Source organism: Candidatus Hydrogenedentota bacterium, from assembly GCA_019637335.1.
Lineage (GTDB): Bacteria > Hydrogenedentota > Hydrogenedentia > Hydrogenedentales > JAEUWI01 > JAEUWI01.
The window spans coordinates 111,021-127,565 of sequence record JAHBVV010000005.1 but is presented as its reverse complement, the minus strand read 5'-3'; the positions used below and the strand labels follow the sequence as shown (position 1 = coordinate 127,565).

Sequence of the window (16,545 nt, the reverse complement as noted above, 5' to 3'; positions counted from 1 at the left end):
GAACGCCCGCCAGATATTGCCAAGGCGCGCCCCGTTCTGATTGAATGGGCGTGAAACCGCGTACCGAACTCTGGCCACCTTCCATGTCTCTACGACACCTTATTCAAAAGCTCAAACTTCGCTACGGATCGCAGGCGACCGTGATCCGGACGCTCCGCGAGATGGGCGTGCGCATCGGGGAAGGGTGCCGGATCTACACGTCGGATTTCGGCGGCGAACCGTGGCTTATCCGGATCGGCAACCGGGTGTGCATTTCGAACGACGTGACCTTTGTGAACCACGGGCTGAACTGGCCGTTCCAGGAGAAGTATGAATCGCTGACGGGCTTCGGGCCGATCGACATTCGAGATAATTGCCAGATCGGGGTGCGCGCGACCATTCTGCCGCACGTGACGATCGGGCCAAACAGCATCGTGGGGGCGTGCAGCGTGGTGACGAAGGACGTCCCGCCGGACACGGTGGTGGCGGGGAATCCGGCGCGCGTGATTTGCACGATGGCCGAGTACGAGGAGAAATGCCTGGCGCGCCACATCGACATTCCCACGGATCGTGCGGCGGCGCGGCGGATGCTGGAGGCGCGCTTCTGGGGCGGCGGGGCGGATACGGAATGAAGCTGGCCGTCCTGAAGGGGAACCGCTTCAATCCGTGGCACCTGGCGGCATTTTCCGGACTGCCGAACACGGATGCGGTGGCGTTCCGCGCGGACTCGGAGATCCAGCGCTATTTCGCGGAGCGCGGCGCGGACGCCAGCGGCCTGGAGACGCGCCCGATCTACTTCGACTACCAGGCCGGACCCGCGTGGCGGCGCCTTCCGAACCTTATCGCGACGCGCTACCGAAACCGGCCGCCCCGTATCCTGCCGTTTCATGAGCAGCTCCGGGATTTCGACCTGATTCAGACCTGGGAACTGTTCACGGACTGGACCGAGCAGGCGCTGGAAGCCCGGCGGAAGTGGGGCGTGCCGGTCAGCGTCATGGTCTGGGACAACATTCCCTTCAACATGGAGCGTTCGGACGTGATCCGCGCGCGCAAGGCCCGGTGCATCGCGGAGGCGGACCATTTCATTGTGCACACGGAGCGATCCCGGCGGACCCTGCTGATCGAGGGCGCGGATCCGGCGCGGATCACGCGGATTGACCCCGGCGTCGATCTGGCCCGTTTCTGCCCCGGACCCGGGGAACGGGCGGCGCTCGGACTGGCGGAAGACGAGTTTGTGATCCTGTTTGTCGGCTGGATGCTGCCGCGCAAGGGGATCGATTTTCTGCTGCTCGCGCTGCGCGAACTGATCCACGCGCCCGAACTTGCCGGTACGAAGTTCCGCCTGGCAATTGTGGGATCGGGGCCGGGACGCGATCGGGTGGACCGGCTCGCGGCGCGGCTGGGCGTCGCGGAGCACTGCACGTTTCTCGGCGCGCGCCCCTACGACACGATGCCGGCCGTGTTTCGCAGTGCGGATGTGTTCGTGCTGCCGAGCATCGCCACGGATACGTGGCAGGAGCAGTTTGGCATGTCGCTTATCGAGAGCCTGGCCTGTGGCGCGCCGGTGGTCACGACCTACAGCGGCGCGATCCCGGAGATCGTGGAGGACGCGGCGATGCTATGCCAGCCGAACGACTTCCTGGCGCTCTGGGAGAAGATCAAACAGCTGGTGGAAGACGCGTCCCTTCGAAAAACGTATGCGGACCGGGGCCTCGAACTGGCGCAGCGTCGATTCGGGCTGGACGCCTATACCCGGGGGCTTGCGCGGGTCTACGCGGAGATGCGCGATGCGCGCCGGGGAGACGCCCGTGCACCCGACGTATGACGAGCGGCGGGGCGCTATCGCGCGGCGCGCGGGCCGACTGGCGCGCGCGGTTCGGTGGCGTCTGAAGGGGCTGCTGCGCCGCCCGCGTACGCTGCTGGTGGAACTGAACTGGCGCCTGGGCGACGAGATCATGGCGCTGCCCGTGCTGGAGGCGCTGCACACGCGCTATCCAGATGCCGCCATTGAGGTCATCAGCAATTACCCCGCGCTCTTTGAGGATCATCCCGCGGTGCGCGCGGTGAACCCGGCGCATCCACGGCCGGATCGCTACGTGCTGTTGCGGGGCGCGAGCCGGCGTATGTGGCGCCTGGCGGAGTACAGCCGCAAGGCGGGAATCGCGGTTCCGGACGCCCGCCCGCGCCTGCACTATCGAGACTGGGACTCGGAGTTGCTGGCGCGCGTGCCGCGCGACGCGGCGCCGCTGGTTGCGCTGGCGCCGGGGGCGTCGTGGCCCATCAAGCGCTGGCCCCGCGAACACTGGGCGGAACTGGCGTCGGCACTGCACCGAGACGGCCTGCGGGTGATCGTGGTTGGGGCCGCGGGCGAAGGGCTCGGCCCGGGGCTGGATCTGACGGGCCAGACCTCGGTGCGCGACGCGGCCTGCCTGCTGCATGCGGCGGATGTGGCGGTGGCGTGCGATTCCGGCCTGCTGCACCTGGCCCTGGCGTCGGGTACCCGGGTGGTGGGGCTTTTCGGCCCGACGGATCCGGAATTCCTGGTGCGCGGCGATCCCAACCTGACCGCGATCCGAAGTGGCCTGCCGTGCAGCGGGTTCTGGAACCACGCGGCGCGCGCGGGCGCGGGCGGGGTGTGTCCCGCGGGGCATGGGAGCTGCCTGGAGGACATTGCGGTGGATCGGGTGCTGGAGGCGGTTCGGGCGCGGTTGGCGGAGGACGCCGGGGGGGTATGAAGGCGGGGGGGGTTCTCAGATGGGAATACGTGTCCGCGATCCTTTTCCGCGGGATCGCGTATATTCCCCGGAGCAGTCCGGGATCTCGCGGTGGCTCTTCCGGGAGGGCCGTTCAGGCTTTATGACGCCGCCCCCACGTGGCTCGTCTCGATACAGGCCTGCGCCTGGGCCAGTTCGGACTGCGCCTCAGCGGCGCGGGCGGCGTGGCCGCGGAACCAGAGGCGGGCCGCATCGCGCATGCCCTGGTAAAAGCGCGAAAAACCGTACTTCGAGTGGCCGAATCGCCGGGGATGATGCGTCACGGGGATTTCGGTGACGCGGAAGCCGGCCTGGGCCGCCATCACGGGAATGAGCCGGTGCAGATCGGCGTACAGGGTCAAGGACTTGGCCACCGGGGCCCGCATGGCCTTGAAGCCGGTGTTTACATCGTGGATGTCGAGGCCGAAGAGCGCGTTGACGCCCTTGTTGTAAAAGCGGGATGGAATGGTCTTGTGGAATGGGTCACGGCGGTTGGCCTTCCAGCCGCACACCACGTCATAGCCCTCTTCGAGCTTCGCAAGCATCCGCGGCAACTCAACCGGATCATCCTGCAAGTCGGCGTCCATCGTCACGACGACTTCGCCGGTTATCTGGGCGAATGCCACCGCCAGGGCCTGGGTCTTGCCACAGTTGCGCGCGAACTTGATCACATCGATCCGGTCGTTTTCCGCCCGCAGGCGCAGGAGCGCCGCATACGAGCCATCCGTGCTGCCATCATCGATGAAGAGTATCCGGTAATCGTATGCGCTGAGTTGCTCCGCAATGCCGCGCGCCAGGGGTTCAAGCGTAGCTTCCTCGTTATACACCGGCACGACGACCGAAAGCTTCATTGGAGCCTCCTGGATTGGGCGGACTCGTTGCGCCGCGCCGGCGCAAGTCACCGCTTCGAGAATTCGCCCCCCCGAGCCCCCTCCGCGCCGGCTGGCGGCGCGGCTTACCGGATATCGGCGTCAAGCCATTTGATGACGGCCATGACGCCGCGCGCCTGCTTCAACATCGTCGCCTTCAGCCCCTTCTCCATCAGCTTTGCCTTTGCATCGTGGCGATCCTTGGCAATAATGACGCCGCCGACGAAGGACTTTTCCTCATCGCCTTCGGCGCGAATCGCATGGTATTCAAACGTGGCCATCCGCTATCCTCCAAGCCTCAACACCGCATTGTATCATTTTTGGCGGGATGAGCCAACGGCCCGGATCGCGTTTTTGGCGCCTCTTACCGAATTAGCAGGCGCACGCTTCCTGATATCAGCTGTTGAGAACGTCGAACACGTCCTGCCGCGTCTTGCAGGCCGTCAGGCGCTGAAACAGATCCTTGTTACGCAGCGCGAGCATGACCTGCGCCAGGAGGCGCAGGTATTCCTTGTCGGAATTGGCCGGCGTGGCGAAGAGCACCAGCACGTGGACCGGCTTGTTGTCGAGGGTATCGAAGTCGATGCCCTCGGGCGCCACGCCCACGCCCACGGTCGCCTCGGAGACCTCCGGAATGCGGACGTGGGGAATGGCGATGCCCTCCCCGATACCGGTGCTCATGATGGCCTCGCGCTCAAACACGGCGTTGCGAAACGCGGAAACGTCGCGAATCACCGGGTTCTTGCCGACGGCGGCGATAAGGGTTTCCAGCGCGTCATGCTTGGAGATACCTCCAGGCACGACGCAAATCTGGTCAATCGAGATTTCCAGTCCAAATGCGCTCATATGGGCAATCAATTGGCGGGCGGCTTCGACCACGCTGGCGTGCTCCGGTGTTTGAATTAGAAGGTAAACGGCGAAAGCTTGTCGCGCATGCGACCGAGCGCCTCGTCCAGCCGCTCATCGGACACGGTCAGCGAGAAGCGCACGAATCCTTCCCCATTCACACCGTAGCCGGCGCCAGGAGCGAGCACGACGGCGCAATTCTCGAGCATGTGGTCGCAGAATTCCGCCGAGGTGAAGCCCTGGGGTACAGGCGCCCACAGGTAAAATGCGCCTTTGGGCGGGTCGTAGGTCCAGCCCAGGTCGCGCAGAGTTTGAATAACCTTGTCGCGCCGGCGCCCATAGATTTCGAGCATGTGCTCGATATGGGCGTCGCAGTTGTCCAGCGCTTCGATACCGGCGTACTGGATCGCGTTGAAAATTCCGGAATCCGTGTTTGCCTTGGAGGTCGCGATAGCCTTGACGATGTCGGCGTTGCCGCTGGCCATGCCGATGCGCCAGCCGGTCATGTTGTAGGGCTTGGAGAGCGAATTCAGCTCGACGCCGACCTCTTTTGCGCCGGGGGCGCTCAGAAAGCTCAAGCGGGGGGCGCCGAACACCACTTCGCTGTACGGGTTGTCGTAGCAGACAACGATGTCGTTGGATTTTGCGAATTCCACGAGCTTATTGAGGAATTCCGGTGTGGCGACGGCGCCGGTGGGATTGTTCGGGTAGTTCAGGAAGAAGGCCGAGGCCTTTTTTGCGATATCGGCGGGAATATCCTCGAAACGCGGGAGAAAATCGTCCTCCGCCTTCATCGGCACCGCGTAGGGCTCGCCGCCGGCGAACCAGATGGCGGGTTTGTAGCCCGGATAGCCCGGGTCGGTCACCAGGACGGTGTCGCCCGGGTTGATGACGCCCATGCCGAAGTGGTGGCAACCTTCCTTCGAACCGATCAGCGCCACGATCTCCTTCGCCGGGTCCAACTCGACCCCATAGCGGCGCTTGTACCAGCGGGCGATGGCGTCGCGGAACGCGCGCATGCCCCACTCTTCATCCGTGGGGTAGGGGTGGTTGGCGGGGTCCTGGGCGGCCTTCGCCAGCGCGTCGATCACGGGCTGCGGGGTGGGCTCCACCGGGTCGCCAATCGCCAGGCTGATGACATCGATCCCCCGCGCCCGGGCCTCGTTGATCTTGTTGCGCAAGGTCATGAACAGGTACGGGGGGATCTTTTTCAGCCGGTCGGCGGTCTGCATCGACATACAATCCTTTACTGCGTTTCCATTGTGGGCTTGCGTGGGTGAACTCCACCGGCCCCTTACGGGTAACACGCGGGAGGCCGCGGTCATTTCACGGCATGCGCCCGCTGGTCTGTATTGTGGAGTCTCGTTCGCGCGCGCGCGGCAGGCCTGGGCCGGGCGGCGATTTGGGCATTTCGTTCCCAAGACGTGATCGCGGAGCCCTGATCTTACACCCCCGCCCATCCGGTTTCAAGCTCGCGAAAACCCGGAAATGCGAATTGTGATAGCGGCGGGGGCCACGATCACGCCGCGAAGTGCGCCCGGATTGCGCGGACCACCGCGTCCGCGTACCAGTCGCGCCACTGCGGATCCGTTATTCGCTGCTGGTCCGTCGGGTTTTTGAGGTTCGCGACCTCGACAAGCACCTTGGTGGGAATCTGGTTGTGCTTGAGCACCGCTGGAATCCAGCGCTCGTTGCGGCTGCGCTGGATCACGTTTCGGATGGGGTCGCTGTCCCGGTGCACGGCGATCGGCGGGTTGTTTGTGCGCAGGGAGTGCATCAGCGTTTCGGCGAAATTCCGGGAGAGGGCTTCGTCCCGCCGCCGCTCGGCCATGGTGGATGTTGCCGTCGTATGGCCCGCGGTGGTGTACCGCGCGTAGACGCCGCTATTGAGGCTGCGATCGCCGTCCCGGTAGGCGGCTCCGGGAATATAGGCCATCGTGCCCCGCAGCTTCTCGTAGAGCGCGTCGCAGTGGATGGACATGAAGAGCATATTCTCGGGCTTCACCCCTCGGGCAAGTTCCTTGCGGTAGATGTCATTCGCGACGTACCAGCGCAGGTTGGCCGACACCTTGACGTCGGTCGAGTGGTAGGGCGGGTTGGTCAGCACGACCTCGTCCGTATCGTGGACGAAGCTGGTCGCGTTCGAGATGGTGTATTTCTCGCTCAGATCCATCAGGGTCATGTACACCCGCGCGCGCGTCGTGGTTTCGAGCTTGTGCTTGATGCGCACCGCGATATCGTAGTTGATCTCGTCTTCGAGGATTCCCGGGCCGTGGCTGGCCCCCTGATCCGTTCCCCCGTGGCCGGGATCGAGGACGATGACCACGCCGTCGAGGTCCTTCACGTTTTGAGACGTGGTTCGAAGCCGCCGCGCTTCCTGAATGGACGCGTCAAAAGCGTCGCGGCGCTCGCTGCCCGCCGGCTGGAGGCTGTCCGAAAGCATGTCGAGCGGTATACGGATTTCCTGGCCCACGTGAATCTTATGCGGGTCGGCGATATTGTTTCGCGCGAGGATGTCCGCCGCCGCTTCCTGCACCGCCGCCACCTCGCGGAGATCCGTGAAGCGGATCACCACCGACGTGTACAGCGCCTCACCCTTCTTCAGCCGGTACGCCGCATACTCGCCCTTGCCGTCACGGCCGTATCGGATTTCCCCCGGCGCCACCGCGGCCAGGTCCGGCCCGTTCTGTTCATCGACCCCAAGAACGATATCGTCCGCCACGTCAAGGGGCTCGAGTATTACGCGGCGCTCCCGCCCCGGGGTCGGGCGCTGGAATACCTCCAGCAGCATATCGCGCGGGATCAGCACCACGTTGCCCTTCGCCAGGCCGCCGTTGTAGCGGCGGTTCTCCGGCAGCGCCTCAAGTGTCTTGTAGTCGGTGCCCTTGCCCGTAAGCCACTCCGCCAGGTTCCACCAGGTTTCCACGCCGCTGGACCCGTCGTACGTCACGGTATGCCACCAGCCCGCGGGATCCGCAAAATCGTCCGGGAAGATGGTCTCAATTACGCGCCGCTGGACCTCGGGCTTGAGATCCTTGTACATCAGCGGCACGGTCGAGAGCGTCCGGTAGCGGCTGGCGGAGCCCTCATCGGCGAGATAGCGCTGGAGGAACGCCTGGCGGCTCCCGCGGCGCGGCGGACGGCATTCCAGGTAGAGGGTCCGGCCGCCCTTCAGCGCAATGGTGACATCGGCCTCAAGCGGCTTGCGAACCACCTCCGCCGCTTCGACCCCCAACGGCGCGGCAATCAGCAACGACAGCAGGACACACCGCAGGTACGGGGCGAAGAAAGGACGGCGTGGGACTTGTAGAGCACGTTGATCCGGGTACATACTTCCAGCGGCGCCAATAGTTGTGTTGCGTTAACGGCTGCAATGGACATCAATATACAGTATTGAGTGCCGATGCGCAAGCACAACATATGGGATTTGGCCCCGCAAATGAAAAAGCGGGCGGTCAGGTCTCAACCGGGGGATAGTCCGGACCCAGCGCGCGAATTCGGTCCCAGATGTAGTTCGAAATGACCTTGAGGTTCGTGGGGTCCGGGCTGATAAACGCGCAACCCACCTGCGGCAGGCCGCCGTCCTGCCGGTTTTCGTGCCGGTGGACGACCTTGCAGGTCATCTTCTCCCCTTCCAGCTCCGGAATGGGCAGCCAGGACTCGATCACGTCATCGACTTCCATCGCGCTGTCGGAAAGCAGCAGCATGCCGCCCGTGCTGAGATTGACCACGGGAACGTGGAGACGCCGGGGATGCACGTGCCCCTTTACCTCCGCCTTGAAATCAACCGGCACGCGCCAGGAACCCCGGTGGTAATTGCGGACGTAATCCGGCGGGCGCCGGAGCACGAGAAAGTCCCCCGGCTCCTTCGGCGCGACGAGCACCTCCGACTCATAGCGGGTATAGCCCTCGAGGTCATGGAATTCGAGGAAGACCCGCATCCCCTCGACGGGGAAATCCCGAACGGGAAAACTCACTTCGATGCTGTTCTCGGTGACGCTCTGTATACTCACGAGAAAGCGCTGCTTCATGATGATGAGCAGGCACCGATTCCCGGGCGCAAAGAACTTGTCGGCCGCGTGTGATTCAGCGGATGAAGCCACGATACTTTCTCCCATTTCCGTTCCCGGCCGCGCCCGATACGACAACCCGCAGCCTGACTCCAACACGATCCTGTTCATTGTATACATGACCGCGCGCCGGAAGTCCAGAAAAGTTCGGGTTGCCCGGGCGGGAAGGCGCGGCGGGATCGGGGGGCGCCGCGTGGGGTACACTACCGGCTTTTGACGCCCGAAGCGCCGGCGCCTCGTAATGGGGCGCCGGGACCGCGCGCAACCTGAACGCGAAGGAACGCACACCATGCTGGACACCCGCCATCCGGAAGTGAATCTTGCCCTGACGATCGTGCGCGAGGGCGCCGCCGTGGCGCTGCGCGTCCAGGAACGGCTCGCGGCGCGCGACCTGACAAAAAGCGACTGTTCGCCGGTTACGGTGGCGGATTTCGCATCCCAGGCCCTCGCGGCGCGCACCCTGCAGGCGCATTCACCCGATACCCCGCTGGTGGGCGAGGAAAGCGCCGCGGCCCTCCGCGGCCCCGACGCGAGCGAAGTGCGCCGGCTTGTCGCCGAGTTCGCCGGCGAAGTCGCCCCCGGCGCCACGGAAGAGGCCGTATGCGACTGGATCGATCGCGGCCTGGGCGAGCCGGGGTCGCGTTTCTGGACCCTCGACCCCATCGACGGCACGAAGGGTTACCTGCGGGGCGGGCAATATGCCGTGGCCCTGGCGCTCGTCGAGGAAGGCCAAGTGGTGCTTGGCGCGCTGGCCTGCCCCCATCTGGGGGAGGGTTGCGCGCCGGCGGACGGCGGCGGGGCGGTGCTGATCGCGCGGCGTGGCGAAGGGGCCTGGCTCTCCCTCGGCGGCGCCAGCGACTTCACCCCCTTGCGCGTGTCGGCCTGCCGGGAAATGCGGCGGGCGCGGGTCATGCGATCGGCGGAAGACAGCCACACGAACGCCGGGGCGATCGACGCCCTGGGCGCCCGCCTGGGGATCGCGGCGGAGCCCGTCCGCATGGACAGCCAGGCGAAATATGCCGTGCTGGCGGCGGGCGGCGGCGAGCTGCTCTTCCGCCTGCTGAATCCGGGCCGCGAAGACTACAAGGAATGCATCTGGGATCAGGCGGCGGGATCGATCATCCTGGAAGAGGCGGGCGGCCGCATCACGGACCTCAAAGGGCGCGCGCTCGATTTCACGCAGGGGCGGAAACTGGCCGCCAACACGGGCGTTTTCGCCTCGAATGGCCCCCTTCACGAGGCCGGCCTGGAGGCTATCGCCCAGGTCTGCAAGCTGCCCTGACCGCCCGCGTCTTGTGCGCGATCCGCGGCGGCCGGTATACTTGCACGGTTATCTTGTTGGTGTTGGGAACGTTGCGCGCCATCGCGCGGTCCAGGAGAGCCCTTTCGTGGCCGAGGTATCCAGGGAACAGAGTCTGAGTGGCTGGGGGGGAATGAACCCCGAGCCCTGCGCGGTGTTCCGGCCCGAACGCCGCCGCGCCCTGCGCGAACTCATCGCCTGTAAGATCCTCCCGACCACCCTGGCCCGCGGCCTCGCGCGGAGCTATGGCGACACCGCCGTCAATGGCGACGGCGGCGTGATCGACATGACGCGCCTGAACCGGATGATCGCGTTTGACGCGGAAACGGGCGTGCTGGAGTGCGAGGCCGGGGTCAGCCTGGCGGAGATCATCGAGGTCTTTCTGCCCCGGGGCTATTTCGTTCCCGTTACGCCCGGCACGAAATATGTCACCGTGGGCGGGGCGATCGCCAACGATGTGCACGGAAAAAACCACCACGGCGACGGCACATTCTGCGAGTTCGTGGAGTCCTTCGAGTTGCTGCTGCCCTCCGGCGACGTGTTGATCTGCTCCAAGTCGGAAAATACCGATGTCTTCTGGGCGACCGCCGGCGGGATCGGGCTTACCGGCATCATCGTCACCGCCCGGCTGCGCCTGTTGCCCGTCGAGAGCGCGTACATTTCGGCGGACTATACGCGCTGCACGGATCTGGAGCACGCGCTGGAGGCCATGGCGGCGACCGACAGCGCCCACAAGTACTCCGTGGCCTGGGTGGATTGCCTGGCGCGCGGCGCGAACCTGGGGCGATCGGTGCTGATGCAGGGCGACCATGCCAGCCCCCGCCAGCTTACCGGCAGGCGCCGCTCCCGCCCCTTTGCGGTGAAGAAAGGCCTGCCGAAGGCCGTGCCCTTCCCCTGCCCCCAGTTCGTGCTGAATCCCGCCGCCGTTACGGCGTTCAATAAGGCCTTCTACGCCCTGCATCCGACGGCCATCGGAAAGATCGTGGATTTCGACTCGTACTTCTACCCGCTCGACGCGATCCATCACTGGAACCGCCTCTACGGGCGCCGGGGCTTCGCCCAGTACCAGGCCACGCTCCCATTTGAGAGTAAGCAGGGCCTGGTCAAGATTCTGGAGCGCCTTTCGGAGTCGCGGCGGGCTTCGTTCCTGGCGGTGCTCAAGACCTTCGGCGAACAGAATCCGGGGCTGCTCTCGCATCCGATGAAGGGCTATACGTTGACCCTGGACATCCCGAACCACGCGGGCCTGACGCCCTTCCTGCACGAGCTCGATCGCATCCTGCTCGAATACGGCGGGCGCCTTTATCTGGCGAAGGACGCCGTGGCGAAGCCGGAAACCATCGCGGCCATGTATCCGCGCCTCGATGAATTCCGGGAAATCCGGAAACGCCTCGACCCCCGGGGTGTGCTCGTTTCGTCGATGGCGCGGCGGCTGGGGATCGTCTGATGGCCGTGGAATTCCGTCATAGCGCCGTCCTGCTCGGCTCGACCTCCGCCATCATGCACGCCCTGGCCCAGAACTACGCCGCCGCCGGGTACGCCCTGATACTCGGCGCGCGCGACGATGAGGAAAACGCGATCCGCGCGCGGGACCTTTCCGTCCGCCATGGTGTGCCCGTGCACGCGCTGCATTTCGACGCCGCCGCAACCGATACCCACGCGGCCTTCGTGAATGAGTGCGAGGCGGTACTCGGCACGCGCCCCACCGGGGTCGTCGCCGGTTTCGGCGCCATGGCGGATCAGGCCGCGGCCCAGCGCGACATCGCCGTGGCCCGCGCTATGATCGACGTCAACCTGACCGGGATGATCTCGATTCTCGAACAGTTTGCCGCCGTCTTTGAGGAGCGGGGATCGGGTTTCATCGGCGTGCTCTCGTCGGTGGCGGGCGATCGCGGCAAGCAGAGCAACTACATCTACGGCGCGACGAAAGCGGGCCTCACCTGCTACCTGGAAGGGCTCCGCGTCCGGCTCTACAAGTCGAATGTCTCCGTGACCACCATCCAGCCGGGCTTCGTGGATACCGCCATGACCTGGGGGCTGCCCCTGCCCGGCCCCCTCGTCGCCTCGCCGGCGCAGGCCGGCCGCGCGATCTTCCGCGCCGTCAGCCGCGGGCGCGACGAGGCCTATGTGCCCTTCTTCTGGCGCTACATCATGTGGATCATCCGGTGCATCCCGCGATGGCAGTTCAAGAAGATGCGGATGTGATGGCCGCGCGCAGTCTAATGCCGGCCACCGGGGTATGCATCCGCGCGATGCGCCCCTACCAGTGGACCAAGAACCTTCTGCTCTTTGCGGCGCTCGTTTTCGCCGGGGAACTTGGCAATCCCGCGCGCATCGGGATTAGCGCGCTCGCCTTCGCCGCGTTTTGTCTCGCCGCGAGCGCAACCTATATCTTCAACGACATCCTCGACATCGAGAGCGATCGCGAACACCCCAAAAAGCGCCACCGCCCCCTGGCCAGCGGGGCCCTGAGCGTGCCCGCCGCCCTGTTGATGGTCGTGGCGCTGTTCGGGGTCAGCCTGGCGCTCGCCGCGTACATCCGATTGCCGTTTCTCGCGGCGCTCATCGCCTACGTCGCGCTCACCATCGCCTACTCCCTGCAGTTGAAGCACCTCATGATCATCGACGTCATGGCCATCGCGCTGGGCTTCGTCGTGCGCGCCGTCGCCGGCGCCCTGGCGCTGGACGTGCCCTTTTCCAACTGGCTGGTGGTCTGCACGCTGTTTCTCGCCACCTTTCTCGGCCTCAGCAAGCGCCGCCAGGAAATCATGCTCCTCGAAGGCGGGGCCCAGTCCCATCGCCAGGTCTTGCAGCACTATACCGTGAACTACCTCGACCAGCTGATTCTCATCATGGCCGGCGGAACGCTCCTTACCTACACCATCTATACGTGTTCTCCCGAGGTCATCGAGCGTCTCGGCACCGACAAGCTGTATGTGACGCTGCCCTTTGTGGTGTACGGCCTGTTCCGCTACCTGCACCTCATCCACCACAAGACCGGCGGCGGGGACCCCAGCAGCACCCTCCTGCAGGACCGCCCGCTCGGCGTCACCGTACTCCTCTGGGCCGCCGCCTGCGCCGCCCTCATCTACCTGCCGTCCCTGTAGCCGCCGCCAACTTGAAGCGGCGCGCCGCCGCTCTCTATAGTTCGCACCATGAACACACACACGATTTCCAAGCCCGCCGGGGCCATCCTTACCGGCATCCTGGCGCTCGCCGCGCTGGGCGTCTTTGGCTGGTCGAATCAACTGCAGGGCGTGCCCCAATTCGTGGCGGTCCTCGGGGCGATCGCCCTCGGCCTCGCCGCGTTCTGCGCCGCGCGCCGCAAGGACGACCTCGTCCACGATTTCTTCCTGCCCGTGCTCCTCTTTGCGGCGCTGGGCGGCTTCACGTGGGCCGTGCGCGGGTCCTCCGGCTTCGGCGCGGTGAAGGGGTGTGTCTTCGCGGGCGTCATGTGGGGCGCGGCGTGGTGGTTCATTGCCCGCAACCCCGGCGGCCCGCCAATCCGGCGCTACGCCTCCGGCTGGATCGTGCTTGCGCTCACCATCGGCATCGGCCTTTCGGGCGCGCGCGGCTGGATGCAGTGGTCCAGCTTCTTCGAGGGCAAGCTCCAGACGAACACGGGCGCGGGTGAATTTGTGGAAATTGACCCGACGTACGGGTTCATCTGGCTGTTCATCGCCGGCGTGCCCTGGGCGGGGATCGGGGCCTGCATGCTGGCCTGGTGCGCCGCCGAGCGGCCCCTCGCCGCCTGGAAGTGGGGCGTGCGCCTCTTCTGCGGCTTCGGTATGGCCTATTTCCTCGACCAGCTCTACCAGCAGCACCCGCAGTGGTTCCTGCCGCTTTACAGCAGCATCCAGGAGCGCTACCAGGACCTTGATGCGAACCCGAATCTCCGCCGCCTGATGAACGACAACGGCAACGCGATCCGCCACCTGGGCTTTTATCTCGGGTTCCTCCTTTTCGAAATCGGACGCCGCGACTGGCGCAATGTCACCCTGATCTCCACCGTCGGCCTGCTTAACGGCGCCGGCTGGGCGCTCTGCCAGAACTGGAAATGGGCCCCGGGCGTCTTCGGCGATGCCGGATTCAACTGGTGGCGCTGCTGGGAGTCCTGCGGCGGCATCAGTATCGGCGTCGCACTGGGCGTGGCCTACTACCTCGTGAACCGCCCCATGCCCGCGCCGGCCCCGTTGCCCGCCGCCTCGGCGCCGCGCCGGACCGACTTCTACTTCGGCGCGTTCTCCGCATTCCTGATGGCCGTCCTGCTTGTCTGGTTCCTCGTCGAGCGCGGGGGACAGATGTTTGGTTCGGAGTGGCGCGACCACCTTGATACGATCGCCTTTGCCGCCGTGTTGCTCGCCGGCGCCGCGCTCTATGCGCATCACCTGTGGCGCGTGCGGCGGGCGGAGGGGGGCGGCGAGCCGTCCCCGGTGCCGCCCCTCAGTAACTGGCTTCCACGCTACGGCCTCTTCGTACTCATCGTGTGGTTCCTCTCGACCCGGATGCGCTTGGGGCGCGGGGACAACCCCCTTCCCTGGTGGGCGCGCTTCGACCTCTACCTGCTCGTGATCGCCGCCGGTTATGGCGCGGTCTACGTGGCGCTCTACATGCTCCGCGCCATGGCGCGCAACGTGCACGGGAAGAAGCCCCGCGTTTCCGTGTTCCTGCGGTACCCGAACCCCGACTGGCTCGCGGTCTATCTCCTGCTCCTGGCCATCGGCGCCGCGTTTCTCCAGGGCGAGCTCCCGGCTTGGAAGGGATGGCTCTGGATGGCGGCGGAGGAGCCCGCGCGGTGGTATGTCCTGCTCGGGCCCGCCGTGCTCGCCGGCTTCGGCGTCGCCGCGTTCGTTTTCGCCATCATGCCCTGGGGCGAAACGATCTCCCTGGAGGAAACCGAGCCCCACCGCGAGGAGCCGAACCTCGAACGGCTGGGCGTCTACCTGGGCCTCCTCGTGGGCCTCGGCATGTCCCTGAAAAACGGCACGCGCGGCTGGGCCAATATCTACCTCCAGGAACTCGGTAGCGAGCAGTACTGGGGTGACATTTACTGGCGTTACATTGGTCCCGGCATGCTCGCCGTGCTCGCGGCCATCGTGCTGCTCGTGCTACTCCGCCGCGTGCCCGCGCAGTCTGCCCGTGACCCCTTCCCACACGCCGCGCTGCTGGTCGCGCTCGTGCTTGTCGTGCAGAACATACTCGGCCAGGCCATCACCGGCCCCATCACCAACTGGAACGAAATGGCCTTCAACCTGTACTACGTCCTGCTCTTCCTGATTAGCGCGGTGATCCTGTACCACTACCATGATCGCAAGCGCTGGCAGGCCGCGCTCGCCACCGCAACCCCTGCGGCCCGGATTGAAGGCAGCGGCGATGCGGCCATGGCCGTTTCGGAGGGCGGCGCCCAGGACGCCCACATCGTGGCGTATGCCGAGCCCGAGTCCGGGGATCCCTCCGGATCGCGGGATGGCGGCGATGGCGGCGAGCGTGGGGCAGAGGCCCCATACGGGACCTTCGACGCGGATCCCCTCCAGCCCGACTCCGCGGAATCCATCGATGAAACGGAACTGGAAGACGCCGAATCGGAGACCGACGATTACGAAGAAATCCCATCCCCCGACGAGGATCGCGTGGAGGCGTCCGTAACCGCCGGGGAAGCCGACCCCGATGCCGAGGGTTGGACGCCCGAAGCCCCCCTGGATGAGAGCGGGGAGAACGAGGCGAGGCATCCCGACCCCCCCGCAGTCGAACTCGTTGGTCAGGACACACCGGAACAGGCCGGCATCGAAACCCCCGAAGCAGAATCCACTCCGGAAGGCGACCCCCAGCCCGATCCAGAGAAACCCTCGGGCTATTAATTCGCGCCGCGAATTTTCAACCGACATTTCCACATCCGTAACACTTTAGCGCTCTGTAGTGCGGAACAGTATGTGTTTTTACTAATGGAGCCGGTGTGCATGGCGGGCCGGCGACGCAATCTATCGGCGGGCCGCCGGCGCTCCATAGCTGTATTGCGCTGGGGGCGCAATCTGCTGGCGGGCCGTTGGCGCTCCGTAGCTGTATTGCGCCGCGGGCGGGAGGGAGGCTGCTCTACTGGGAATCGAATTGCCTTCCCGGGCTCAGACTGTCGTATCCGCTGCAACGTGGGCCCGCTTGCAAGAATCCTTCTATTCCCTCCAGGACCACCGCGACAAGCAATGTGACCCGCGGCCCGCTTGTCTCCCGCGCCGATAGCCGCGCCCGTCCCTATACCCCGGTGTGCCCGAAGCCGCCATCGCCGCGAAGCGTTTCGTCGAGCGCGTCGACGAGGTCCCACCCGGCGTGAAAGACGGGCGCGACCACGAGCTGGGCGATGCGATCGCCGCGCTGGATGGTGAAAGGTTCGCGGCCGTGGTTGATGAGCAGGACCTGGACCTCCCCGCGGTAGTCGGCGTCGATGGTGCCGGGGCTGTTGACCATGGAGATGCCGTGGCGGATGGCGAGCCCGCTTCGCGGGCGGACCTGCGCCTCCGCGCCCGGGGGCAGCCCGATGCGGATGCCGGTGGGGATCATGGCGCGATCACCGGGCGCGAGGGTGAGCGGCTCCGCCACTGCGGCGCGGAGATCCATCCCGGCGGCCAGGGCCGATTCATAGGCGGGCAGGGGGAGGTCTTCCGTGCCGGGGTCGCGGGTTATGGCGACGCGGATATGCTTCACAACGAGTCCTTTCCGGGCGTCGGCCCATCGTA

At 65.7% G+C, this 16,545-nt stretch carries 15 protein-coding genes; 8 read left to right on the top strand and 7 right to left on the bottom strand.

The window, feature by feature from the left end:
• The first annotated feature begins 44 nt into the window (after nt 1–44).
• The 3 genes from KF886_08450 to KF886_08440 are packed head-to-tail and all read left to right on the top strand — an operon-like array spanning nt 45 to nt 2,714.
• A complete protein-coding gene (locus KF886_08450; protein MBX3177375.1) occupies nt 45–611 on the top strand; it encodes an acyltransferase in 567 nt (188 codons plus the stop codon).
• Nucleotides 608–1,804, top strand: coding sequence for a glycosyltransferase family 4 protein (locus tag KF886_08445; GenBank protein MBX3177374.1), 1,197 nt, complete (start codon nt 608–610; stop codon nt 1,802–1,804). The genes KF886_08450 and KF886_08445 overlap by 4 nt, the downstream gene beginning before the upstream one ends.
• Nucleotides 1,788–2,714: a glycosyltransferase family 9 protein gene (locus KF886_08440; GenBank protein ID MBX3177373.1), complete on the top strand. Its 927-nt coding sequence runs from the start codon at nt 1,788–1,790 to the stop codon at nt 2,712–2,714. The genes KF886_08445 and KF886_08440 overlap by 17 nt, the downstream gene beginning before the upstream one ends.
• A 119-nt stretch (nt 2,715–2,833) precedes the next feature.
• Here KF886_08440 and KF886_08435 read toward each other — a convergent pair whose 3' ends face one another.
• The 6 genes from KF886_08435 to KF886_08410 form a co-directional block, all read right to left on the bottom strand.
• Nucleotides 2,834–3,583, bottom strand: a complete 750-nt coding sequence (locus tag KF886_08435; protein MBX3177372.1) for a glycosyltransferase family 2 protein — start codon at nt 3,581–3,583, stop codon at nt 2,834–2,836.
• A gap of 104 nt (nt 3,584–3,687) precedes the next feature.
• Nucleotides 3,688–3,882, bottom strand: coding sequence for a hypothetical protein (locus KF886_08430; protein MBX3177371.1), 195 nt, complete (start codon nt 3,880–3,882; stop codon nt 3,688–3,690).
• A gap of 115 nt (nt 3,883–3,997) precedes the next feature.
• Nucleotides 3,998–4,447 (bottom strand): PTS sugar transporter subunit IIA, encoded by a 450-nt coding sequence (locus KF886_08425; GenBank protein MBX3177370.1) that lies wholly within the window; start codon nt 4,445–4,447, stop codon nt 3,998–4,000.
• A 56-nt stretch (nt 4,448–4,503) separates the two neighbouring features.
• The gene (locus KF886_08420; protein ID MBX3177369.1) at nt 4,504–5,679 is read right to left on the bottom strand and encodes an LL-diaminopimelate aminotransferase; all 1,176 of its coding nucleotides are present in this window, start codon (nt 5,677–5,679) and stop codon (nt 4,504–4,506) included.
• A gap of 287 nt (nt 5,680–5,966) precedes the next feature.
• A complete protein-coding gene (locus KF886_08415) occupies nt 5,967–7,700 on the bottom strand; it encodes an N-acetylmuramoyl-L-alanine amidase (GenBank protein MBX3177368.1) in 1,734 nt (577 codons plus the stop codon).
• A 202-nt stretch (nt 7,701–7,902) separates the two neighbouring features.
• Nucleotides 7,903–8,550, bottom strand: a complete 648-nt coding sequence (locus KF886_08410; GenBank protein MBX3177367.1) for a PilZ domain-containing protein — start codon at nt 8,548–8,550, stop codon at nt 7,903–7,905.
• Nucleotides 8,551–8,806: 256 nt separating this feature from the next.
• On the opposite strand from KF886_08410, the gene KF886_08405 reads away from it, so the two are divergent.
• From KF886_08405 to KF886_08385, 5 genes are all read left to right on the top strand, one after another.
• A complete protein-coding gene (locus KF886_08405; GenBank protein ID MBX3177366.1) occupies nt 8,807–9,799 on the top strand; it encodes a 3'(2'),5'-bisphosphate nucleotidase in 993 nt (330 codons plus the stop codon).
• A gap of 151 nt (nt 9,800–9,950) precedes the next feature.
• Nucleotides 9,951–11,264 carry an FAD-binding oxidoreductase gene (locus KF886_08400; GenBank protein ID MBX3177365.1) on the top strand — a complete coding sequence of 438 codons (1,314 nt, stop codon included), beginning with the start codon at nt 9,951–9,953 and terminating at the stop codon, nt 11,262–11,264.
• Nucleotides 11,264–12,022 (top strand): SDR family oxidoreductase, encoded by a 759-nt coding sequence (locus KF886_08395; protein ID MBX3177364.1) that lies wholly within the window; start codon nt 11,264–11,266, stop codon nt 12,020–12,022. The genes KF886_08400 and KF886_08395 overlap by 1 nt, the downstream gene beginning before the upstream one ends.
• Entirely contained in the window at nt 11,995–12,924 is a 930-nt protein-coding gene (locus KF886_08390) for a decaprenyl-phosphate phosphoribosyltransferase (protein ID MBX3177363.1), read from the top strand. The genes KF886_08395 and KF886_08390 overlap by 28 nt, the downstream gene beginning before the upstream one ends.
• A gap of 48 nt (nt 12,925–12,972) precedes the next feature.
• Nucleotides 12,973–15,675, top strand: coding sequence for a hypothetical protein (locus tag KF886_08385; GenBank protein ID MBX3177362.1), 2,703 nt, complete (start codon nt 12,973–12,975; stop codon nt 15,673–15,675).
• Between the two features lie 388 nt (nt 15,676–16,063).
• Here KF886_08385 and dut read toward each other — a convergent pair whose 3' ends face one another.
• Nucleotides 16,064–16,513, bottom strand: a complete 450-nt coding sequence (dut, locus tag KF886_08380; GenBank protein ID MBX3177361.1) for a dUTP diphosphatase — start codon at nt 16,511–16,513, stop codon at nt 16,064–16,066.
• Nucleotides 16,514–16,545 lie beyond the last annotated feature (32 nt).